The organism is Nocardiopsis oceani, assembly GCF_054777395.1.
The window spans coordinates 115,727-136,769 of the sequence record NZ_BAAHAR010000006.1 but is presented as its reverse complement, the minus strand read 5'-3'; the positions used below and the strand labels follow the sequence as shown (position 1 = coordinate 136,769).

The 21,043-nt window shown below is 69.8% G+C and carries 22 protein-coding genes; 13 read left to right on the top strand and 9 right to left on the bottom strand.

Annotation, left to right across the window (positions count from 1 at the left end):
* Positions 1-160: 160 nt before the first annotated feature.
* On the top strand, positions 161-1,447 hold the full coding sequence (locus ACYVDG_RS05015) for a PrsW family intramembrane metalloprotease (RefSeq protein WP_460747104.1): 1,287 nt from the start codon (positions 161-163) through the stop codon (positions 1,445-1,447).
* On the opposite strand, the gene ACYVDG_RS05010 is transcribed toward ACYVDG_RS05015, so the two are convergent.
* The 4 genes from ACYVDG_RS05010 to ACYVDG_RS04995 all read right to left on the bottom strand — a co-directional run bounded on the left by ACYVDG_RS05010 (position 1,383) and on the right by ACYVDG_RS04995 (position 4,371).
* Positions 1,383-2,504, bottom strand: coding sequence for a COX15/CtaA family protein (locus ACYVDG_RS05010; RefSeq protein ID WP_460747103.1), 1,122 nt, complete (start codon positions 2,502-2,504; stop codon positions 1,383-1,385). The genes ACYVDG_RS05015 and ACYVDG_RS05010 overlap by 65 nt on opposite strands.
* Before the next feature lie 164 nt (positions 2,505-2,668).
* Positions 2,669-2,854 carry a hypothetical protein gene (locus ACYVDG_RS05005; protein WP_460747102.1) on the bottom strand — a complete coding sequence of 62 codons (186 nt, stop codon included), beginning with the start codon at positions 2,852-2,854 and terminating at the stop codon, positions 2,669-2,671.
* Between the two features lie 155 nt (positions 2,855-3,009).
* Positions 3,010-3,984 (bottom strand): EamA family transporter, encoded by a 975-nt coding sequence (locus ACYVDG_RS05000; protein WP_460747101.1) that lies wholly within the window; start codon positions 3,982-3,984, stop codon positions 3,010-3,012.
* A 6-nt stretch (positions 3,985-3,990) separates the two neighbouring features.
* Positions 3,991-4,371: a hypothetical protein gene (locus ACYVDG_RS04995; protein WP_460747100.1), complete on the bottom strand. Its 381-nt coding sequence runs from the start codon at positions 4,369-4,371 to the stop codon at positions 3,991-3,993.
* Between the two features lie 127 nt (positions 4,372-4,498).
* Here ACYVDG_RS04995 and ACYVDG_RS04990 point away from each other — a divergent pair, with 127 nt between their 5' ends.
* Both ACYVDG_RS04990 and ACYVDG_RS04985 read left to right on the top strand, forming a co-directional pair.
* Positions 4,499-5,191: an RICIN domain-containing protein gene (locus tag ACYVDG_RS04990; protein ID WP_460747134.1), complete on the top strand. Its 693-nt coding sequence runs from the start codon at positions 4,499-4,501 to the stop codon at positions 5,189-5,191.
* 155 nt (positions 5,192-5,346) lie between these two features.
* Positions 5,347-6,690: an MFS transporter gene (locus ACYVDG_RS04985; RefSeq protein ID WP_460747099.1), complete on the top strand. Its 1,344-nt coding sequence runs from the start codon at positions 5,347-5,349 to the stop codon at positions 6,688-6,690.
* On the opposite strand, the gene ACYVDG_RS04980 is transcribed toward ACYVDG_RS04985, so the two are convergent.
* The 3 genes from ACYVDG_RS04980 to ACYVDG_RS04970 all read right to left on the bottom strand — a co-directional run bounded on the left by ACYVDG_RS04980 (position 6,631) and on the right by ACYVDG_RS04970 (position 9,274).
* A complete protein-coding gene (locus ACYVDG_RS04980; protein ID WP_460747098.1) occupies positions 6,631-7,431 on the bottom strand; it encodes an inositol monophosphatase family protein in 801 nt (266 codons plus the stop codon). The two genes, ACYVDG_RS04985 and ACYVDG_RS04980, sit on opposite strands and share 60 nt — an antisense overlap.
* A gap of 68 nt (positions 7,432-7,499) precedes the next feature.
* Positions 7,500-8,336, bottom strand: coding sequence for an ABC transporter permease (locus ACYVDG_RS04975; RefSeq protein ID WP_460747097.1), 837 nt, complete (start codon positions 8,334-8,336; stop codon positions 7,500-7,502).
* The gene (locus ACYVDG_RS04970) at positions 8,336-9,274 is read right to left on the bottom strand and encodes an ABC transporter ATP-binding protein (protein ID WP_460747096.1); all 939 of its coding nucleotides are present in this window, start codon (positions 9,272-9,274) and stop codon (positions 8,336-8,338) included. The genes ACYVDG_RS04975 and ACYVDG_RS04970 overlap by 1 nt, the downstream gene beginning before the upstream one ends.
* Positions 9,275-9,731: 457 nt before the next feature.
* Here ACYVDG_RS04970 and ACYVDG_RS04965 point away from each other — a divergent pair, with 457 nt between their 5' ends.
* From ACYVDG_RS04965 to ACYVDG_RS04920, 10 genes are all read left to right on the top strand, one after another.
* Complete coding sequence (locus ACYVDG_RS04965; RefSeq protein WP_460747095.1) at positions 9,732-10,499, top strand: helix-turn-helix transcriptional regulator; 768 nt, start codon at positions 9,732-9,734, stop codon at positions 10,497-10,499.
* Between the two features lie 20 nt (positions 10,500-10,519).
* Positions 10,520-11,932 carry a Fe-S cluster assembly protein SufB gene (gene sufB, locus ACYVDG_RS04960; RefSeq protein ID WP_460747094.1) on the top strand — a complete coding sequence of 471 codons (1,413 nt, stop codon included), beginning with the start codon at positions 10,520-10,522 and terminating at the stop codon, positions 11,930-11,932.
* A 1-nt stretch (position 11,933) separates the two neighbouring features.
* Positions 11,934-13,094 carry a Fe-S cluster assembly protein SufD gene (sufD, locus tag ACYVDG_RS04955; protein ID WP_460747093.1) on the top strand — a complete coding sequence of 387 codons (1,161 nt, stop codon included), beginning with the start codon at positions 11,934-11,936 and terminating at the stop codon, positions 13,092-13,094.
* Positions 13,087-13,422 carry a non-heme iron oxygenase ferredoxin subunit gene (locus tag ACYVDG_RS04950; protein ID WP_460747092.1) on the top strand — a complete coding sequence of 112 codons (336 nt, stop codon included), beginning with the start codon at positions 13,087-13,089 and terminating at the stop codon, positions 13,420-13,422. The genes sufD and ACYVDG_RS04950 overlap by 8 nt, the downstream gene beginning before the upstream one ends.
* An 8-nt stretch (positions 13,423-13,430) precedes the next feature.
* Entirely contained in the window at positions 13,431-14,192 is a 762-nt protein-coding gene (gene sufC / locus ACYVDG_RS04945) for a Fe-S cluster assembly ATPase SufC (protein ID WP_460747091.1), read from the top strand.
* 3 nt (positions 14,193-14,195) lie between these two features.
* Entirely contained in the window at positions 14,196-15,482 is a 1,287-nt protein-coding gene (locus ACYVDG_RS04940) for an aminotransferase class V-fold PLP-dependent enzyme (RefSeq protein WP_460747090.1), read from the top strand.
* A 20-nt stretch (positions 15,483-15,502) separates the two neighbouring features.
* Positions 15,503-15,976: a Fe-S cluster assembly sulfur transfer protein SufU gene (gene sufU, locus ACYVDG_RS04935; protein ID WP_460747089.1), complete on the top strand. Its 474-nt coding sequence runs from the start codon at positions 15,503-15,505 to the stop codon at positions 15,974-15,976.
* Positions 15,977-16,354: a metal-sulfur cluster assembly factor gene (locus tag ACYVDG_RS04930; protein WP_460747088.1), complete on the top strand. Its 378-nt coding sequence runs from the start codon at positions 15,977-15,979 to the stop codon at positions 16,352-16,354. It begins immediately after the preceding gene.
* Positions 16,355-16,478: 124 nt separating this feature from the next.
* Positions 16,479-16,898: a hypothetical protein gene (locus tag ACYVDG_RS04925; protein ID WP_460747087.1), complete on the top strand. Its 420-nt coding sequence runs from the start codon at positions 16,479-16,481 to the stop codon at positions 16,896-16,898.
* 166 nt (positions 16,899-17,064) lie between these two features.
* The gene (locus tag ACYVDG_RS04920) at positions 17,065-17,463 is read left to right on the top strand and encodes a hypothetical protein (RefSeq protein WP_460747086.1); all 399 of its coding nucleotides are present in this window, start codon (positions 17,065-17,067) and stop codon (positions 17,461-17,463) included.
* A 21-nt stretch (positions 17,464-17,484) separates the two neighbouring features.
* Here ACYVDG_RS04920 and ACYVDG_RS04915 read toward each other — a convergent pair whose 3' ends face one another.
* The gene (locus ACYVDG_RS04915; protein WP_460747085.1) at positions 17,485-18,234 is read right to left on the bottom strand and encodes a DUF2470 domain-containing protein; all 750 of its coding nucleotides are present in this window, start codon (positions 18,232-18,234) and stop codon (positions 17,485-17,487) included.
* Between the two features lie 134 nt (positions 18,235-18,368).
* Positions 18,369-20,717, bottom strand: coding sequence for a hypothetical protein (locus tag ACYVDG_RS04910; RefSeq protein ID WP_460747084.1), 2,349 nt, complete (start codon positions 20,715-20,717; stop codon positions 18,369-18,371).
* Positions 20,718-21,043 lie beyond the last annotated feature (326 nt).

Below are 21,043 nucleotides of genomic sequence, written 5' to 3'. Positions count from 1 at the left end.
CGGCCTTCCCGAGTGGCGAACAGTGGGGTCCGATTCTGCCGTACTCGTGCCGTGCGAGAAGCAGGAAACCGGTGGGGCGCAGGGTAGCGGGTTCGGTGTTCGCCGCGCCTGCCCTCCCGGCGCCTCCGACGGGGCCGCCGACCCGCTACGATCTGTGCTCATGCCCCGTCTCGACAGCAAGGCCATCCTCCAGGGTCGCCGCTCCCGTTACTCGATGACCCTCATCCTGGGCACCACCGTCAGCGTGGTGTGCATGATCGGTATGTTCGTGTACCTGTGGCTGTTGGCGATGGCCGGGGGAGCGGCCGCCGGGATCGACGGTGGGACCGGCTTCGTCGTCAGCGTGGCCACCGCGATCATCCCGGTCACCATCCTCATCCCGCTGATCCTCATGCTCGACCGGCTCGAACCGGAACCCGGCTGGGTGCTGTTCTTCGCCTTCGCCTGGGGTGCGGGGGTGGCCGTCGTCGCGTCGTTCGTGCTCAACAGCTGGGGCATGGCCTACTTCGCGGTGCCGCTGTTCGGCGAGGGTGCGGCGGACTTCCTCACCACGTCGGTGGTGGCCCCCGTCGTGGAGGAGAGCGCCAAGGGTCTGGTCCTGCTCATCCTGCTGTGGAGGCGTCGGCACGAGATCGACACCTTCACCGACGGGGTGGTCTACGCGGGGATGGTGGCGACCGGCTTCGCCTTCACGGAGAACATCCTCTACTTCCTCAGCGCCTTCTTCGACGGCACGCTCGTCGCCACCTTCGCCCTCCGAGGGCTCATCGCCCCCTTCGGGCACCCGCTCTACACCGCGATGATCGGCCTCGGCGTGGCGTACGCGGCCATGCGTACCGGCGGGTTCCGTTTCCTGGCGCCGATCGCCGGGTGGGTGGCGGCCGTGCTGCTGCACGCCCTGTGGAACGGCTCGACCTTCTTCGGCTGGTCCGGACTGGGCCTGGCCTACCTGGTGCTGTTCGTGGTGCTCCTGGGCATCCTGGGGGTTGCCGCCCGCGACCGCCGAAGCCAGGTCGCGGCGATCGACCGCTACCTCCCGCCCTACATCTCCACGGGGCTGGTCACCCCGGCCGACCTCACCATGCTCAGCTCGATGGCGGGGCGGCGCCAGGCGAGGGAGTGGGCCGCTCGCAACGCCGGCCCGCGGGGCCGCAAGGCGATGAAGGAGTACCAGCTGGCTGCCACGGAGCTCGCCCTCCTGCACCAGAAGCTGGACGCCGGCCTGCCCCGTGAGGACTGGAAGGTCAGGCGGGACTCGTTCCTGGCACTGATGCACGTGGCCCGGGACACCTTCCTCGGGCGCCTACCGCAGCCGGTGACCCCGGGATGGGCGGAGAACCCGACGGACTCGGGCTTCATGCGCCGTGCCGACTTCGCGCACGTTATCTCTCAGGCGCAGGCTCAGCAGGACTACGTTCCGCGCCACGGCCAGCCTCCCCGCCGCTGAGGCTCCCGGCCTCGGGAACCAGCCGGGTGGTGGAGAAGTACAGGCGGGCGACGGCGACCCAGGTGAGCCCGGAACCGAGCACGTGCAGCACCACGAGCGTCTCGGGCAGTTCCATCGCGTACTGGGTGTAGCCCAGAACGCCCTGCAGGATGACCAGGACGAGCAGGAGAGCACTGCTCAAGCGGACCGGACGGGCCGCCCCGGTGCGGAACGCGATCGCCACGGCCGTGATGCTCCCCACCAGGGTGAGCCAGGCCAGCACGGCGTGTACCTGGGTGACCGAGGGCAGGTCCAGGTTCCAGCGCGGGGCCGCCGCGTCGCCGCCGTGCGGTCCGGTCCCGGTGACCACGGTTCCGGCGATCAGCAGCAGGAAGCCGACCACCACCAGGCCGATGCTCACCGCGTGCAGCATGGGTCCCACGGAGACCTGGGGCTTGCCCGCGGGCTCCTGGCAGCGCACGTACAGCGCCACGGTGATGAAGACCATGACCATGGACAGCAGGAAGTGCGTGGCCACGGCGGCCGGGTGCAGGTTGCTCCAGACGGTGATGCCGCCGACCAGGGCCTGCCCCATGACGCCGAAGGGGATGATCGCGGCCATGACGAACAGGTCCCGGCGGCGCGGGACCATGCGGGCGACGGCGACGAGCGTGATGACGCCGACCGCCAGGACCAGGAACGTCAGCGTGCGGTTGCCGAACTCGATGGCGGCGTTGAACGCGGCGTGCCCGGTGTCGATCGGCACGAAGCTGTCGGGGGTGCACTGCGGCCACTCGGAGCACCCCAGGCCCGAGGAGGTGACCCGCACGGTGGCTCCGGTGACGGCGATCCCGGCGTTCACGACGATGTTGCCGAACGCCCAGGCGCGGACCGACTTCACGGTCGGGTTCCAGATGGTGCGGGCGAGCAGGATCAGCGCGAGGACGCCGACGGCGGCGAGGGCGATCTGCCAGCCCCACAGGGGGACACCGAGGAGGACGATGTCGTCCAGGTCCTCCGCCGCGAGCGGGGCGATCGTGTTCGTGGCCGTCGTCGCGGAGGCCGGGGATGCAAGCATACGACACAGCGTAGTACACGGGTCGGCGCTGCCGGACGCGCCCCCGCCGACCGTTGCGACCAGGGGTCACGGGCGGGGTGCGTCGGTGGAGTACGCCCTTGGCCCCGGACACACTGAGGGCCCCGGAACGCGTTCCGGGGCCCTCAGCGGGGTCGAACGGACCCTTAGTTGTTGAACTGCGCGATGCAGGAGTTCAACAGGTTCAGGTTGAGGTTGATCACCCCGACGGACTGCTGCTGGTTGGCGCAGTACTGCCACGCGTCGGTGCCGGCGGACGCGGCGCCGGCACCGAACCCGAGCAGGCTGGCGGTGAAGAGCAGGGTCAGGGTGAGCTTGGCGGCGATGCGCATGGATTCCCCTTCGAGTGCGAGTCAGGAACGGGTCCGTTTCCCAGCGGGATGAATAGCCCGCCGCGCGCTGGAGAAAACGCACTCGGTGCGAAGTTTGCCGGATTCGTGGCGGTGCGCTGCCGTTCCAGTGCCTCAGCGGCACTGACCCGTGGTCTCTAGTTGTCCGGGTCCGCACTCGTATTGGTCTCGGCCCGTTCCCGCTCCCGCTCCTCGTGCTCCCGTTCTTCCCGCGCCCGGCGCTCCCGCTCCTCGCGCTTGGCTGCACTGCGGGTCGCGCCCGCGCTCGCGGCGATCACGCAGGCCACCGCCAGCCACTGCCACCCGGTCAGCAGCTCCCCCAGCAGCACCAGCCCCACCAGGGCCGCGGCCGCGGGCTGGAGGCTCATCAGTACCCCGAACACCCTCGGTGGCATGCGGCGCAGAGCGGTCAGCTCCAGCGTGTAGGGCACCACGGAGGAGAGCACCCCGACAGCCAGGCCGAACAGCAGCAGGCGCCAGTCCAGCAGGGCCGCGCCGCCCTCGGCGATTCCGGCGGGCGCCATCACGACCACGCCCACCACGCTCGCGATGGCCAGCCCGGAGGCCCCGCTGAATCGCTGCCCCGTGGCCGCGCTCAGCAGGATGTACCCGGCCCAGGCGGTCGCGGCCAGCACCGCGAACAGCACGCCCAGCGGGTCCAGTTCACCGAACTCGATGCCCAGTGCGGCCACGCCCAGCCCGGCCAGGCCCGCCCAGAGCAGGTCGATGCGGCGCCGTGAACCGAGGATCGCGATCGCCAGGGGCCCCAGGTACTCGATGGTGACCGCGATGCCCAGCGGGATGCGGGCGAAGGCCTGGTAGATGAAGTAGTTCATCGACGCCAGGGCCACGCCGTAGCCGACCACCACCATCCAGTCGGTGCGGCTCCGGGCGCGCAGCGCCGGGCGCACCAGCAGGACGAGGAGTACCGCTGAGGTCAGCAGTCGCAGCCACACCACCGCGGCGGGGGGCAGGACGTCGAACAGGTTCTTGGCCACGCCCGCGCCGGTTTGCACGGAGATGATGCTGACCATCACCAGCCAGACCGGGGGAAGCGAACCCAGCGCCGCGCTGGGGGAGAAGGGGCTGGTCGAACCGGTCCGGGAGCTCATGTTGAGTCATCCTACGTTTTCGGTCTCCCGGTCCGCCTCCTCGGCTCCGTCTCCGAGCCCCTCGCCATCCGGTACCGACTCCGCGGCCCGCGGCCGCCACACCAGCGCCAGCAGGAGCAGAATCCAGGCCAGGCACACCACGGCAGGCTGCAACAGGGTCATGACCAGGCCGATCACCGTCAGGTCCCCTTGCCCGGTGAGAAGCTGCACACCGATCCACAGGAACGGCAGCGCCGCCCCCAGCAGGTTCACCGCGAGAGCCGTCCACGCCAGACCGGCCCGCTCCGGTCGCCGCCACAGCAGCAGGGCACCGCCCACCACGAGGAGGAACAGAGGCGGCCCCAGGTAGCGGACGACGATGAACCAGGGCACTCCGAAGGCTTCCATGGGCGAACACCCTACCGAGCGGTCACGGTGAACCCGGGGCCGGACGGACGCGCGGGAAGCACGCGGTGTGAGATGGTGCGGTTCCGATATGACCCCTATCGTCCCGCCCCCGCAGGAGAGCCCCGCCATGTCCCACCGCAGAGCAACGCGTGCCGACGCCTCGGATGGGCACGTGCCCAGGTGGCCGATGGTCGCCGGCGCCCTCGCGCTGGTCCTGGTCGTTGCTCTCGGTGGATACCTCGCGGGAGTGTTCGTCGCCGAGACGGAGGCGGACCCCGACGAGATGTCCGTGGTGTCGGGCATCCTCGTGGAGCCCTCGGGCGCTCCTGACGAGGCCTCAGAGCCCGAGGAGGAAGAGGAAGAAGAGCAGGAGGCCAACCCGGCCGGGCTCGACCCCGACGCGAGTTACGTGATCCAGAACGTGCACGGGGACCGCGTCGCCGACGTCGCGGGCGCCTCCGAGGAGAACGGGGCCCACGTCCACCTGTGGGACCGGCACGACGAGGGGAACCAGCAGTGGCGGTTCGTGCCCCTGGACGACGGCTTCTACGAAGTCGTCGGGGTGGGCAGTGACAAGCTGCTGGAGATCCCCGCCGACGAGGAGGCCCAGCCCGTTGCCTCGATCCTCACCCGGACCGGGGCGCACAACCAGCACTGGACCGTGGCCGAGGCCGGGGACGGAACGGTCAGCCTGGTCAACCGGGCCACCGGGCAGGCCCTCGAAGGGGAGGGCGGCGGCCACGACAACGGCACCATGGTCGTCCAAGCGGACAACGGGGGCCACGCCCACCAGCAGTGGCGGCTGGTGCCCCTAGGCTGATCCGCCCCCGCCTGCTAATCTCTCCCGCATGTTCTCCACCCGTGCGTAGACCGGCGCCCCACCGCGGTCGGCCCCCAGCGGCCCCGCGGTCCTTTGGCGTCCACGCACATCCTCGGCGCTGACCACACGCGCCGTCCTCCCTGCGGAGAACACTTATGTCCTCGCCCCACCGGGCGCCGACCTACCGTGCCGTCCTGCGCGTCACGGGCGTCCCCCGTTTCCTCGCCCCCGCCCTCCTGGGCCGACTGTCGTACGGCATCGTCTCGCTGGCCCTGGTCCTGTCAGTCGTCCACTCCACCGGCTCCTACGCCCACGTCGGCTTGGTGCTGGGCCTGTTCGGCCTCAGCGTCACGGTCCTGTCGCCGCTGCGGGCCTCGCTCATCGACCGCCACGGTCCGCTCCGCGCCCTGCTCCCGATGGCCGGGATCCACGCCCTGGCCCTTGCGGGGTTGGCCGCCACCGCCTGGAACCCCGGTGCGCACGTCGGGGTGCTGTCCGCCCTCACCGCGGTGGCGGGTGCCTGCGCGCCGCCGCTCGGCCCCGTGACCCGGACCGTGTGGCGCCACCTGTCCAGCGACCGGGCCCTGCTCCAGCGGGCCTACAGCCTGGACACCGTGGTCGAGGAGCTCATCATCTTCACCGGCCCCCTGTTCCTGGGCGCCCTGCTGTGGGTGTGGCCGCCCGCGGCCGGGTTGGCGCTCTGTGCCGTCCTGGTGGTGTCCGGGACCGCGGGCCTGGTGACCTCGTCCGCGTCCCGCGGCATGGAGGCCGCGCGCCGTGCCGACGGCGATCCGCCGCAACAGCGCGGGGCCCAGCACGAGGGCCCACACGGGGCCGGGCCAACGGTGCGGCGCCCGAACGGCCCGCACCTCACCGACCGGGGCGGGTTCCTCTCCGCGGTCGCGATCTCCGCGGCGGCGGGCCTGACGCTGGGGTCGGCGGTACTGCTCAACGTCGCCTTCGCCGAACAGCGGGGCGCCGTCGAGGCCGTGGTCTTGGTGGAGTCCGCGCAGGCCGCGGGCAGCGCTCTCGGCGGTCTGGCCTACGGGGCCGTCGCCTGGCGGACCCGAACCCGAACCCGGCTGGCCCTGATCGCGCTGGCGATGGGCGGCGGCGTGGCCGCGGCCGCCCTGGTCCCCGGTGTCCCCGCCCTGGTCGCGCTCCTGTTCGCGGTCGGGATCTTCGGGGCGCCCCTGATCACGACGACCTACCTGCTCGCTGACGAGTCGGTGGCCAGCGGTTACCGGACCAGGGCGGGGAACTGGGTGAACACCGCCTACAACGCGGGTTCGTCACTGGGCGGCGCGGCGGTCGGCCTCTTCCTCGGGGTGGCCTCCCCGAGCGAGGGCTATCCGCTGGTCGGCGCGGCGCTCCTCGCGGTGGCGGTCGTGGTACTCCTGGTTCGAGCGCGCCCCGGCCCGGGCCGACGACGGCAGCCCTCAGGCCAGCAGGAGCGACCCCACGGTTCGCCAGGTCCGCTCGTCGGCGGCGTTGAGTAGGCCCAGCCGGTTGTCGTCGGGCCGGTAGGGGTCGCCCTCGGGACGGAGGGCGACCCCGCCCGCCTCGGTCAGCAGAAGTGCGCCGGGCGCGTGGTCCCAGGGCAGGGTCCGCTGGAACAGCACGAAGTCGAGCTCCCCCTCGGCCAGCCGGGGGTAGTCCACACCCGCGCAGTGGGCGCCCGCATCCACCTCGGCGAAAGCGGACGCGGCGACGGTCACGCGCTCGCGGGCGGACGCCGAGAGGAACCGGGACAGGACGGCCCCGCGCAGCTCGGCCGGGGCGGGGGGCGCGGGCTCGCGGCGCAGCCGGACCCCGTCCCGCCAGGCACCGGAGCCGAGTTCGGCGGTGTACACGCGGTTCTCCACCGGCTGGAGGATCCAGGAGGCGACGGTCCGGCCCTCCCGGACCAGCGCGGCCATGACAGCGAACTCGGTGTCGCCCCGGACGAAGTTGCGCGTGCCGTCGACCGGGTCCACCAGCCAGGCGGCAGGCTCCCGGCGCAGTGCTAGGAGGAGGTCCGGGTCGGCGGAGGCGGCCTCCTCGCCCACGACCGGGACGTCGAGGAGCTCACGCAGCCGCGGGCTGATCAGCTCCTCGGCCTCGCGGTCGGCGACGGTGACGACCTCGCCGGGTGCCTTCTCCGACACCTCACCTCCGGAGAGGGCCCGGAACCGGGGCAGGACAGCCGTGTCGGCGACCTCCCGGAGGATCTTGGTCACCGCGTCGATGTCGATCGTCATGCCGACAGCCTAGAGCGGTGCTTTCTGGGCAGGGCCGCTCGGGTCCATCCGGGCCGACCTGGCCCGCCCTACTCCCAGCGGAACAGGCGGGAGGCCAGGTAACCGGCGACCGCGGTCCACACGGCCAGCACCGCGAAGGCGCCCAGACCCGGCAGGCTCCCGTCGGCGAGCACGTCGCGCAGCCCCGAGCTGAGCGCGGTGATGGGCAGGAAACCCACCGCCTGCTCCATCGGTCCGGGGAAACTGCTGGTGGGGAACAGGACGCCGCCCAGGCCGAGCATCAGCACGTACACCAGGTTGGCGCCGGCCAGCGTCGCCTCGGCACGCAGGGTGCCCGCCATCAGGAGCGCCAGCGAACTGAAGGCCGCAGTGGCCAGGAGTACGAGCGCCACGACGGCGAGCACGCCGACCGGCTCCAGCGACGGCGACCAGCCCAGGAGCAGGGCCACCGCGCACAGCACGGTGATCTGGATGGCCTGCACCACCAGCACGGCCAATGTCTTGGCGGCCAGGAGCCCGAACCGGGACAGCGGGGTCGCGCCCAAGCGCTTGAGGACGCCGTAGCGGCGCTCGAAACCGGTGCCGATGGCCAAGCCGGTGAAGGACGTGGACATGATGGCCAGCGCCAGCACCCCGGGCGTCAGCGCGTCCACGCGCGACCCCTCGCCGACGTCCAGCACGTTGACGAGGCTGAAGCCGACCAGCAGGAGCACCGGGATCACCATGGTGAGGAGGAACTGCTCACCATGGCGGAGCATGACGCGCAGCTCCATCCCGGCCTGGGCCGCGATCATGCGCCGCATCGGGGCGGCGCCGGGGGCCGGGGCGAAGAGGCTGGGTTCGAGGGCGGGCGTCGGGGCTTCGGTGACGGCCGGACCGGCCGTGCCTGAAGTGTGCTCGGTCATTATTTCCGCAGTTCCCGGCCGGTAGTTTCGAGGAAGACGTCTTCGAGGGTACGCCGCCGCATGCGCAGGTCCTCGGCGAGCACACCGGCGGAGGCGCACCAGGCCGTCACCGAGGCCAGGAACTCCGGGTCGAGGGCGTCGGGGTCGTCGGTGGCGATGGCGTACTCGTGCCGACCGCCCGCGGCTGTGGCGGAGACGCGGCTGTCCGCGGGCAGAGCCGCACTCAGCGCATCCGTGTCGACGGGCCCGGTGGTGGAGAAGCGGACCTCGCGCCGACCTTCGGTGAGTTCGTCGGGGGTGCCCTCGACGACCACCGCGCCGCGGTCGATGATGACCACGTGGTCGGCCAGCCGCTCGGCCTCCTCCATGTAGTGCGTCGTCAGGATCACCGCCACACCCGCCTCGCGCAGGGCCGAGACCAGGTCCCAGGTGGCCATGCGCGCCTGCGGATCCAGCCCCGCGGTCGGCTCGTCCAGAAAGACCAGTTCGGGGCGGCCGACCACGGCGCAGGCCAAGGACAGGCGCTGCTGCTGCCCTCCGGACAGGCGGCGGAACGGTGTGGCCGCGGCCGCGGTCAGGCCGAGGCGGTCCAGGAGCAGGTCGGGGTCGATCGGTGCGGCGTGGAAGGAGGCCATGAGGTGGAGCCACTCGGCGGTTCGGGCGCCGGTGGGCACCCCGCCGGACTGCGGCATCACGCCCACGCGCGGTTTGAGCTCGGTGGCGTCGGCGACGGGGTCGAGCCCCAGGACCCGGACCTGTCCGCCGTCGGCGCGGCGAAACCCCTCACAGATCTCGACGGTGCTGGTCTTGCCCGCGCCGTTGGGGCCGAGCAGGGCGGTCACCGCGCCGCGGCGCGCGGTGAACGTGAGGCCCGTGACGGCCGTGGTGGCGCCGTAGCGCTTCACCAGGTCGACGACCTCGACGGCGGCTGTGTCCATGGGGCCCGAGTTTACGTGCGCCGCGGGGCTCGGCTTCACCACCCCGCCTCAAGCGGGTTGCCGCAGTTCGGGCGCCGGTGGGGTGGTCCTGATTCGGGCATCCGTTATGCGGGCGCACTTCCCGTCGCAGAACTGGAAGAATGACGCAGTGGGCCGCGTTGTACCCATCCGGCGCGTGTTTTCCCCTGGTCGTGCGCTCGCCGAGCCCGGTCCCGGTCGCCGTCCCCCCGCGGGCGGTTCGGAGTGTGGGACCACTGTCTCGCCATGTGAGAGATCGGAGAACTTACGGCGTGCGGGAAGGCGGTTCCCACGTGCCACATCAGGGTGAAATCCCTGCTTAGGCAAGCCTGGCCTTCGTGACGAAGTGCATGAATCCGGGTTTGCCACGGCGGACTCAATTAGGCCACACTGATGTTGTCTAAAGTAGGAGCCGATCGATGAGCGGGAGGGGAGCACCGTGCCTGACGTGTCGAACGCGCCCCGAACCCTGAACGGGCCCGATCATGGGACCCGCGCCCGTGTCGCCCGGCTCATCCTGGAGAAGGGCCCGATCACCGCTTCCTCGCTGGGGCAGCGGCTCGGACTCACCCCGGCGGCCATCCGCCGCCACCTCGACAACCTGACCGGTGAGGGCATGGTCGAGGCCCGGGACGCACGGCCCACGCACGGCCGACGCCGCCGGGGCCGCCCCGCCCGTGTCTTCGCCATTACAGAGGCCGGGCGTGACGCCTTCGTTCACGCCTACGACGACCTCGCTTCCAGCGCGCTGCGCTTCCTCGCGCAGACCGCTGGTCCCGAGGCCGTCAGCCAGTTCGCCAAGAGCCAGGTCGCCGACCTGGAGCGGCGCTACAAGCCCATGCTGGACGCGGTTCCCCAGGAACAGCGCGTCCGTCTGCTGGCCGAGGCGCTCTCCAACGACGGCTACGCAGCCAGCGCGGGCCAGGCACCCGCGCCTGGTGGCGGCGACCAGCTGTGCCAACACCACTGCCCCGTCGCGCACGTGGCCGCGGAGTTCCCGCAACTCTGTGAGGCCGAGATCGAGGCCTTCTCGCGGCTGTTGGGCACCCCGGTGCGCAGGTTGGCCACCATCGCCCAAGGCGACGGTGTGTGCACCACGCACGTCACCCCACGGGAGGACGGGGCGAGCGGGGACAACGGCACCCCCGCGTCCAACACGGCCATCCGCCAGAGGGCGGGCGGCTCAGTTCACCAAAAGGACGTCTGAAGTCCAGGAGGAGTCCGCGCATGACTTCCATCGCGCACCCCGAGCTCGAAGGGCTCGGAACATATGAGTACGGCTGGGCCGACTCCGACGACGCCGGCGCCACCGCTCGGCGCGGTCTGAACGAAGAGGTTGTCCGCGACATCTCGGACAAGAAGAGCGAGCCGGAGTGGATGACCAAGCTCCGCCTCAAGTCGCTGAAGCTCTTCGACAAGAAGCCCATGCCCGACTGGGGCGCGGACCTGTCCAGGATCGACTTCGACAACATCAAGTACTTCGTGCGGTCCACGGAGCAGCAGGCCACGTCCTGGGAGGACCTGCCCGAGGACATCAAGAACACCTACGACAAGCTGGGTATCCCTGAGGCGGAGAAGCAGCGCCTGGTCGCCGGTGTCGCCGCTCAGTACGAGTCCGAGGTCGTCTACCACCAGATCCGCGAGGACCTGGAGGAGCAGGGCGTCCTCTTCCTGGACACGGACACGGCCCTCAAGGAGCACCCGGAGGTCTTCGAGGAGTACTTCGGCTCCGTCATCCCGCCCGGTGACAACAAGTTCTCCGCGCTGAACACCGCCGTGTGGAGCGGTGGGTCGTTCATCTACGTGCCCAAGAACGTGCACGTGGAGATCCCGCTGCAGGCCTACTTCCGGATCAACACCGAGAACATGGGCCAGTTCGAGCGGACGCTGATCATCGTCGACGAGGGCGCCTACGTCCACTACGTCGAGGGCTGCACCGCGCCGATCTACAAGTCGGACTCGCTGCACTCCGCGGTCGTCGAGATCATCGTCAAGAAGAACGCCCGCTGCCGTTACACGACCATCCAGAACTGGTCGAACAACGTCTTCAACCTGGTCACCAAGCGCGCCATCGCCGAAGAGGGCGCGACCATGGAGTGGGTCGACGGCAACATCGGCTCCCAGGTCACCATGAAGTACCCGGCCGTCTACCTGATGGGCGAGCACGCCAAGGGCGAGACCCTGTCGATCGCCTTCGCGAGCGCGGGCCAGCACCAGGACACCGGTGCCAAGATGGTGCACTGCGCACCCAACACCTCGTCCAAGGTCGTCTCCAAGTCGGTGGCGCGCGGCGGCGGTCGCTCCTCCTACCGCGGCCTGATCCAGGTCCAGGAGGGTGCGCACCTCGCCAAGTCCTCGGTCGAGTGCGACGCCCTGCTGATCGACACGATCAGCCGGTCCGACACATACCCCTACAACGACCTGCGCGAGGACGACACCGAGCTCGCGCACGAGGCCACCGTCTCCAAGGTCAGTGAGGACCAGCTCTTCTACCTGATGAGCCGGGGGATGCCCGAAGAAGAGGCCATGGCCATGGTCGTTCGAGGATTCGTGGAGCCCATCGCACGGGAGCTCCCGATGGAGTACGCACTGGAGCTCAACCGCCTGATCGAGCTCCAGATGGAAGGATCGGTGGGATAAGTTGACGACCGCGAACACTGAGCCCAAGGCGCACAGCCACGGGCTGGGGCAGATCCCTGTCTCGAAGCTCGACACGCACGGTTCGCACGACGTGGACGCCTTCCCCGTCCCCAACGGTCGTGAGGAGGAGTGGCGCTTCACGCCGATGCGCCGCCTCAAGAAGCTGCACGACTGGAAGGGGACCGCCGACGGCACCGACGAGACCGTCGTCGACGCGCCCGAGGGCGTCACCGTCGAGCAGGTAGGCCGTGACGACGAGCGTCTGGGCAAGGCGGGTCTTCCGGTGGACCGCGTGGTCGCCCAGGCCTACACCTCCTTCGAGCAGGCCACCGTTGTCACCGTGCCGCGCCAGCTGGTCGGCGACAAGCCGATCACGATCGACCGCAAGGGGCTCGGCGGCACCGCCTTCGAGCAGCTGGTCATCGACGTCCAGCCGCTGGCCGAGGCCACCGTGATCATCACCAGCACCGGAACCGGTGTGCGCGCGGGCAACCTCGACATCCACGTCGGCGACGGTGCCAAGCTCAACCTGGTCAGCCTCCAGGAGTGGGACGAGGACGCCGTCGAGGTCAGCCAGCACAACGCGAAGGTCGGCAAGGACGCCTCCTTCAAGTCGGTCATCATCACCCTGGGTGGCGACGTGGTCCGGCTGTCCCCGCGCGTGTCCTACGAGGGCCGGGGCGGCAACGCCGAGCTGTACGGTCTCTACTTCGCCGGTGACAAGCAGCACCACGAGCACCGCTCGCTGATCGACCACAACCTGTCCAACACCCGCTCCCGGGTGGACTACAAGGGTGCGCTGAACGGCAAGGACGCCCACGCGGTCTGGATCGGTGACGTGATCATCGGCGAAGGCACCACGGGCACCGACTCGTACGAGAACAACCGCAACCTGCAGCTCACCGACGACACCCGCGTGGACTCCGTGCCGAACCTGGAGATCTTCACCGGTGAGGTCGCGGGAGCCGGGCACGCCAGCGCCAGTGGTCGACTGGACGACATCCACCTCTACTACCTGCAGTCGCGCGGGATCCCCGCCGACGAGGCCCGTCGTCTGATCATCCGCGGCTACTTCCTGGACATCGTCAACCGCATTGACGACGAGGAACTGCGTGACCGCGTCATGGAGAAGGTCGAGCAGAAGCTGGCCGCGCATGAGTGAGACGGACGGCTGGATCAAGGTCGCCGAGCTCGACGAGATCCCTGAGGAGGGGGTCCTGGGGATCGAGACCGATGACGAGACCCCCGTCGCGCTGGTGCGCACCGAGGGTCAGGTCTACGCGATGCGGGACGTGTGCTCGCACGCGGAGGTCCGTCTCTCCGAAGGAGAGGTCGAGGACGGCACCATCGAGTGCTGGCTGCACGGCTCCTGCTTCGACCTGAGTTCGGGGGCGCCGATCAACCCGCCCGCGACCCAGCCGGTTCCCACATACGACGTGAAGATCGACGGCGACGACGTGCTCGTGTCGCTGGATGAGAAGAATTCCTGAGGCCTGAAATGACGAAGTTCGAAATCCGCGGTCTGCGCGCCGACGTCCTCATCGGTGAGGACGAGCGGCAGGAGATCCTCAAGGGCGTTGACCTCACCATCAACTCCGGTGAGACCCATGCCATCATGGGCCCCAACGGCTCCGGTAAGTCCACGCTCGCCTACGCGATCTCCGGCCACCCGCGCTACGAGATCACCGAGGGCGAGGTCCTCCTCGACGGCGAGAACGTCCTGGACATGGAGGTGGACGAGCGGGCCCGCGCCGGCGTCTTCCTGGCCATGCAGTACCCGGTCGAGGTGCCCGGCGTGTCCATGTCCAACTTCCTCCGCAGCTCGGTCACGGCCGTGCGCGGCGAGGCCCCCAAGCTCCGCCACTTCTCCAAGGAGCTGCAGGGCGCGATGAAGGGCCTGTCCATCGACTCGGCCTTCGCCGCCCGCGGCGTCAACGAGGGCTTCTCCGGCGGTGAGAAGAAGCGCCACGAGATCCTCCAGCTGGAGCTGCTCAAGCCGAAGATCGCCATCCTGGACGAGACCGACTCCGGCCTGGACGTCGACGCGCTCAAGATCGTCTCCGAGGGCATCAACCGCGCCCAGGCCGACAACGACCTGGGTGTCATGCTCATCACGCACTACACCCGCATCCTCAACCACGTGAAGCCGGACTACGTGCACGTCTTCTCCGAGGGCCGTATCGCCGAGTCCGGTGGTGCGGAGCTGGCCGACGTCCTCGAGGCCGACGGCTACGAGCGGTTCGTGAAGGCGGGCGCATAACACATGAGTGATCGCGAGCTGGGACAGCTCGACGTCGCGGCGATCCGGGGGGATTTCGAGATCCTCTCCCGGACCGTCCGTGACGAGCGCCCGTTGGTGTACCTGGACTCCGGGGCGACCTCGCAGAAGCCGCGTTCGGTGCTGGACGCCGAGCGCGGGTTCTACGAGCGCCACAACGCTGCGGTGCACCGTGGGGCGCACCAGCTCGCGGAGGAGGCCACCGACGCCTACGAGGCCGCGCGGGAGACCATCGCCCGATTCATCGGCGCCGACTCCGACGAGGTGGTGTTCACCAAGAACGCCACCGAGGCGGTGAACCTGGTCGCGTACGCGATGAGCAACGCGGCCACCGCGGAACAGGCACTGAGCGGTTTCCAGGTGGGTCCGGGCGACGAGATCGTCGTCACCGAGATGGAGCACCACGCCAACCTGGTGCCCTGGCAGCAGCTCTGCCAGCGCACCGGCGCGACGCTCCGCTGGTTCCCGGTGACCGACGAGGGTCGCCTGGACCTGTCGGACATCGAGGAGTTGGTCAACGAGCGCACCAAGCTGGTGGCCTTCGCGCACCAGTCCAACGTGCTCGGCACCGTGAACCCGGTCGACACGATCACCGCCCGGGCCCGGGCGGTCGGCGCGATGGTGCTGCTGGACGCCTGTCAGTCGGTGCCGCACATGCCGGTCGACGTCGCCGCACTGGACGTCGACTTCCTGGCCTTCTCGGGGCACAAGATGCTCGGTCCCAACGGGATCGGGGTGCTCTGGGGGCGCCGGGAGCTGCTCGCCGCCATGCCGCCGTTCATCAGTGGCGGTTCCATGATCGGCGTGGTGCACATGAGCCACTCCACGTGGGCGGACCCGCCGCAGCGCTTCGAGGCCGGTGTGCCGATGGCCCCGCAGGCCGTCGGTCTGGCCGCGGCCTGTGACTACCTGTCGAAGGTGGGCATGGACCGGGTCGCCGCGCACGAGCACGCACTCACCGAATACGCCCTCAAGCACGTGGGCGCGATCGAGGGTGTGCGGATCGTGGGCCCGACCGAGGCAGTGGACCGGGGAGGGGCGGTGTCGTTCGTCGTGGACGACATCCACCCGCACGACCTGGGCCAGGTCCTGGACGACAAGGGTGTCGAGGTCCGGGTGGGCCACCACTGTGCCTGGCCGTTGCACCGCAAGCTCGGTATCGTCGCGACCACGCGCGCGTCCTTTTACCTGTACAACACCTTCGAGGACGTGGACGCGCTCGTGGAGGCCATCCGGGCTGCCCAGAAGTTCTTCGAACGCCCTGGGCTCTAGTACGAGGATTCTGCCTGACCATGCAGTTGGACGCGATGTACCAGGAAATCATCCTGGACCACTACCGGAACCCGCACCACAAGGGGCTGCGGGATCCGCACAACGCCGAGGCACACCACATCAACCCCACCTGTGGGGACGAGGTGACGCTCCGGGTCACGTTGACCCCCGCCACAGGTTCGGAGCTGGACGAGAAGGCGGTCGTCAGCGACGTCTCCTACGATGGGATGGGCTGCTCGATCAGCCAGGCCAGCACCTCGGTGCTCACCGAACTGCTCATCGGCAAGACGGTGGCTGAGGGTATGACGACCCTGGACGCGTTCACCGAGCTGATGCAGTCCAGGGGGCAAGGCGAGCCCGACGAGGACGTGCTGGAGGACGCCGTGGCGTTCGTCGGCGTGTCCAAGTACCCGGCTCGGATCAAGTGCGCCCTACTGGGGTGGATGGCTTGGAAGGACGCGGTGTCGCAGTCCTTGGAGAAGGAAGGCGCCTGAATGAGCGACAACGAGAGCACGACGACCGAGACCGTTGAGAAGCCCGAAGCGGCTCCGCTCACCCCTGAGCAGGAGGCGCTGGCCGAGGAGATCGGTGAGGCGCTCAAGGACGTCATCGACCCCGAGCTGGGCATCAACATCGTTGACCTGGGTCTGCTGTACGGGGTGAACCACGACGACGAGTCGATCACCCTGGACATGACCCTGACCAGCGCGGCCTGCCCGCTGACCGACGTGATCGAGGACCAGACCAACAGCGCCCTCGAAGAGTTCGAGCGCGAGGTCAAGATCAACTGGGTCTGGATGCCGCCGTGGGGTCCGGACAAGATCACCGACGACGGTCGGGACCAGCTGCGCATGCTGGGCTTCAACGTCTGATGTGACGTGCGTACGGGCCGGGCCCTGGAGGGATTCCAGGGGTCCGGCCCTTTCGTGTGGCCGGGCCCGGCCATTGAGTACGTGTACTGATGTGCTGGGCGCCGCGGCCGGGGATGCTGTTCCCATGAGACCTCACCATCGCGGAGTCCCCCGCGGCCCCGCCGCCCCGTACCACCGCGCCGAGTCTTCCCAGTACGCTCCCGTGCCGGCCCCGCAGGCGCAGCCGACCTCCCATGCGTGGATCGTCGTGTGGCCGCTGGCGGCGGCGGGGGTCGTCCTCTTCGGGGCCATGACCTTCGGGCTCGTGGGGTTCGTGTCGGCGACGGCCGAACTGCCGCAAGTCCGCGGCGTGTCCGCGCTCGGGCTGATGTTCCTGCTGGCGCTGGCCGTATTGCCGCTGAGCATCTGGCACCTCGTCCTGGTGTGCAAGCGTCGCCGGAGCACCATCCGGTCCGTGCTCCTCTGGGTGCAGTTGGCGCTCATCGCGGTGTACTTCTGCTTTGGCTGGGCGGTTCTCTTGTTCGCCGAAACCCATCCGGCTTGAGCCGACACGACCGCGATTCGGTACGCGGAGCAGTTCCTGGTCTCCGTGTAGGGCTTTCACGGGTACGTGCTGGTCTCCGGTGGTGGCCGGACCCTGTCACCGAAGACGGGTACTACTGAGTACGAGTACTGATGTGCTGGGCGCCTCGTCCGGGGATGCTGTTCCCATGAGACTTCACGAACCCTCCCCCAGCGGCCCGGCCGAGCTCCCTACCGTCACCTCAGCGGAGCCAGGAGAGCGGACCTCCGCCTCGCTCATCGCCGTGTGGCTGATCCTTGCCGTGCCGGCGGCCCTTTCCGTGTTCTATGCCTTCGTAGGCGCTCTGATATCCGTGGGGATGTCCGGTCTGCCCCTCTGGGTCATGCCTGTCGCTCTCTGGACGATGCTGGCGGTGGCGCTGTGCGGCATCGTCGTGAGTCTGTGCCACTTCGGCCTGGTGTGCTCGCTCCGGGAGAGCCGCGCGCGCATCAACCTCGTCAAAGTCCAGGCGGCCTACCTGGCCGTGCTCCTCGTCATCGGGTTCGGCCTGTCCGCGTACGCGGAGAGCGTCCCGCCCGCCTATTAGGGGTCCATGAGTACACCCAGGTCAGCAGCGGTGGTGGAGCCCGGCCATGTCCTGGATCTCGGCGGCGACGTCCTGTGGGGCCCGGGCGGGCCTGCGGAAGGGAATGCGGACGTCGTGGTCGCCGTCGGGGCCCTCCAGGCGCAGGCGCAGACCGTAGCGGTCAACTCCGAGCGGTCGCGGGCGGCCCTGGGGCAGTGGTGCGGCGCAGCGGGTGACCAGGGCCCAGAGGACGTCGGGGTGGTCCTGTTCCAGGTGGCGCAGCCACGGCCCCTCCCAACGGCCGAAGGGGTCCGGGGCGGCCTCCGAGAACTCGCCGGGGTGCAGCAGATGGCAGCCCTCCTGGTCGGAGTGGACCAGCAGGTAGGGGGTCAGCGCGACCATCGTGCGGCCGTGTCCTAGGTCGAGCAGGCGTTCGTCGGGGTCGTCGTCCAGGACGGCGAGGGCGCGCGCCCGGGCCTCCGGGAGGGGGAGGACGCTCAGTGTCCCGCTGATCCAGAGCAGGGAACGCGTGGGGTCCCGAAGGTCGACCGGTGCGGTGTCGGTGAACTCGACGGTCGCTTCCAGGTCCCCGCTGCCGATCTCGGACAGAACGCGGTGCTGGTCGGGTACCAGCAGGGTGACCTCGTCATCGGTTCCAGTGTGGCAGGCGGCACCGGTCAGGTGGAGCGAGAGCTCCGCGGTCGTGACCGTGGCGGGGTTGGGGCGGGACAGGACGGAGCGCGCCCGCTCGGCGGGGGAGGGTGCGTGCTGTGGCGGGTGCAGGAGGACCACCTCAAATCTATTAGGTAAGCCTAACCTACATCCTTCTCTTGCATTTGGCACCCCCTGATATACGGAAACGGCACTTCAACCCGGCCCGCGATGGTGCGGGGACGGTGCTGTGCGGCAACAGGCTCCGAGGGTGATCAGTGGGTGGCGAACATGCCCGCGCGCAGCTCTCCGGCGATGTCGTCGTCCCCGCGCAGGGCCAGCATGTCCAGCAGGGCTTGGGGATCGGCGAGCGACTCGTCGCCGTTGTCGGTGATCCGCCGGGACATGATCTTGAGCGCCTCGTCCGTGGCGGCCGGGGCGGTGTAACCGATCAGATGCAGTGCCCTGGCTGCGGGCGGGTACCCGCTCAGGTCTCCGGAGGGGAGCTTGCGCGCGTCCAGGCGGTCGCCGGAGACGGTGATGAACACCCGGTCTCCCGGCTGTGCGGCCTGACGGCGCAGCAGCGGACGCAGGGAGTCGAAGGCCGGCTGGTCGCGCCAGACGAGCACCAGCAGGTCGGCGCCGGGCGCCGTGAGGCACAGTAGGCGTCCGGGCTGCAGGCCCAGGTGGGTCGCGTAGCCGGTGGGCACCGCTACGGGGGCACCGTTGAGGTGGTCGGCGGTGATGTCGATGCGGTGCCACCAGCGCCCGTCGGGTGCGCGGAAGCATCGGGCCGACATGGCCGGGTCGCTCGCCCCGGGGTGGCCGGGTGCGCTGTGCGCCACCGCAGGCGCAGTACCCGGGCCCTGCTGCGGCTGCTGCTGCGGCATCGGGGAAGCGCCGTGACCTGGCTGGAAGGATCCCTGGTCAGGCCCGGGTCTCTGCTGGTATTCCTGCTCGGTCCGGGTGGGGGGCAGGTCCGAGGGAGCCGAAGAGTGCTGCCCGTCGGGCCGACGGCGGATCGGGAGTCCGTTCTCGGTCGTGGCGCCCCCCGGAGTGTCGGGGGAGTGCCCGCCGGGTGCCTCCATGGGGACGGTCTGGTCCACGAACACGTATCCGTCGCGCAGACTCACCCCGGGGGTGCTCAGCAGCCAGGCGCGTAGGTCCTGCTGGCGGATGCCGATCCGGCCCAGCCGGATCCCCGCTTCGGTGAGGTTGGGCGCGTCACCCAGAAGTTCACGGGTCTGCCAACGCAACCGGTTCGGGTCGTCCGCGATGAGCCAACCGTTGTGCATGCGCCGGTCGGTGAACAGGGTGATGATCACGCGCCACAGGGGGGTGTTCAGCGTGGGGACGTCCGCCGGGTGGTCCGGGTGCGCGTTGATGAGCCGGTCGATCGTGGTCGCCGAACCGAGCTGCTCGGAGAGCTCGCGCAGGTGCTTGGTGATGGCCGCGCCCTCGGGGGAACCCAGCCAGCGCAGGAGGCGCTCCTCCACCTTGCGCTGCGCGCCGCGGATGTCGGTGACGTCCACCGCGATCTGCTCCGACAGCACGCGGATGCTGATGGGGTCGGTGGCGAAGAGCCGTTCGGCGGCCACCGTGCGTTCCAGGTCGGGCCAGGAACGGAACATCTCCTCGACCTGGTCCACCAGGGGGTGCTGCCCGAGAACGGGTGCGGCGGGGTGCTCGTCGGTCTGTTCTGCGCGCGGCGCCTTGGGCCTGCTGAAGCTGGGGCGGCGCAGAGTGCGGCCGGGGCCGAGAAGGGAACTGCGGAACTGGGAGCGCAGGTCGCCCACGCCGTCGGTCCCGGTGGCCTGCTGTTCCTCGCCGCCCGAGACCATGGCCGAACCGGGCAGCATCGCCGCGGAGCTGACCATGCCGCCCGCAGCTGGCTCGTGCGGGGTCTCGGGAGCCGGCCCCCGGTCGGGCTGGGTCGGCTGCGGTGAATGCAGCTCCTGGTCCCGCTGGGCGCGCAGCGCCCGAAGGGTCCGGATGGCACGGGTGGCCGGGGTCTGGGGCGGTGCCGGTTCGGCCGCGCCGTCCTGGGAGGCCTCGGCTGTACAGCTCGCGCCCGTGGCGCTGTTGAGGTAGTCGAGCGCGTTGCGCACGTGTTCGGGTGCCGATTCGGGGAGCCAGTGCGCGATGGTGCGCACGGCTTCCAGCATCAGTGCGGGGGAGGGGGTGGGGCCCGTGGGGAGCTCGCAGCAGGGCTGAAGCGCCCGCCAGGAGACCGTGCTCACGATGTCGAGGACTCCGCAGCCCTGCAGGTGCCATTCGCCCAGTTCCTGGGGCGAGGCGCTGATGAGGCGCTCCCAGTCGCCGGCGGTGGCGACCACGGCGCCGCGGACGGGCTCGGACAGCTCTGCGCAGTCCACCGGCTGGGTGCGCAGGCTCGGCAGGAACTCCGCGAGGGGCACGTGTCCCCACTGTTCCACCGCCAGGCGGGCCAGTCCGTTGGCCAGCCACGGCGGTCCCGCGATGTCCAGGACACGGGCGACCGGCAGCGAGTACCACCAGCCGTCGATCAGGCGGTCATGGTGGAGCAGGGGTGCCACGTCCGGCGACCTCGACCACCGCAGGGCGGGAGCGAGGTCGACGAGGCAGATCGGAGAGACGGCGTTCATCCGCTGGGGACCTCGACCTCCTGGTGTCTGCACGTGAATTGGGGAGGAACCGCACGGGCCTTCGGTTCGGTGCTCTACAGTACGCGCCCTGGACCCGGAGGGGGACGGGTCGGAATCCGGCTCGGCCTGTTCCGCACGGGGGTGCGGCGAGCCGAGGGGCAGAGGTGCCGTGAGCACTTCCCGGAGATCGTACGTGGCTGGGGGCCACATGGGTAGCCCCAGGCTGTCCTGGTCCACCGGTTCAGGGGCGTGAGCACAGGGTGTGATGGCGGTGACTGAGGAGATTCATGAGAAACGAGTGGAAACAGATGTGACCTACCGCATAG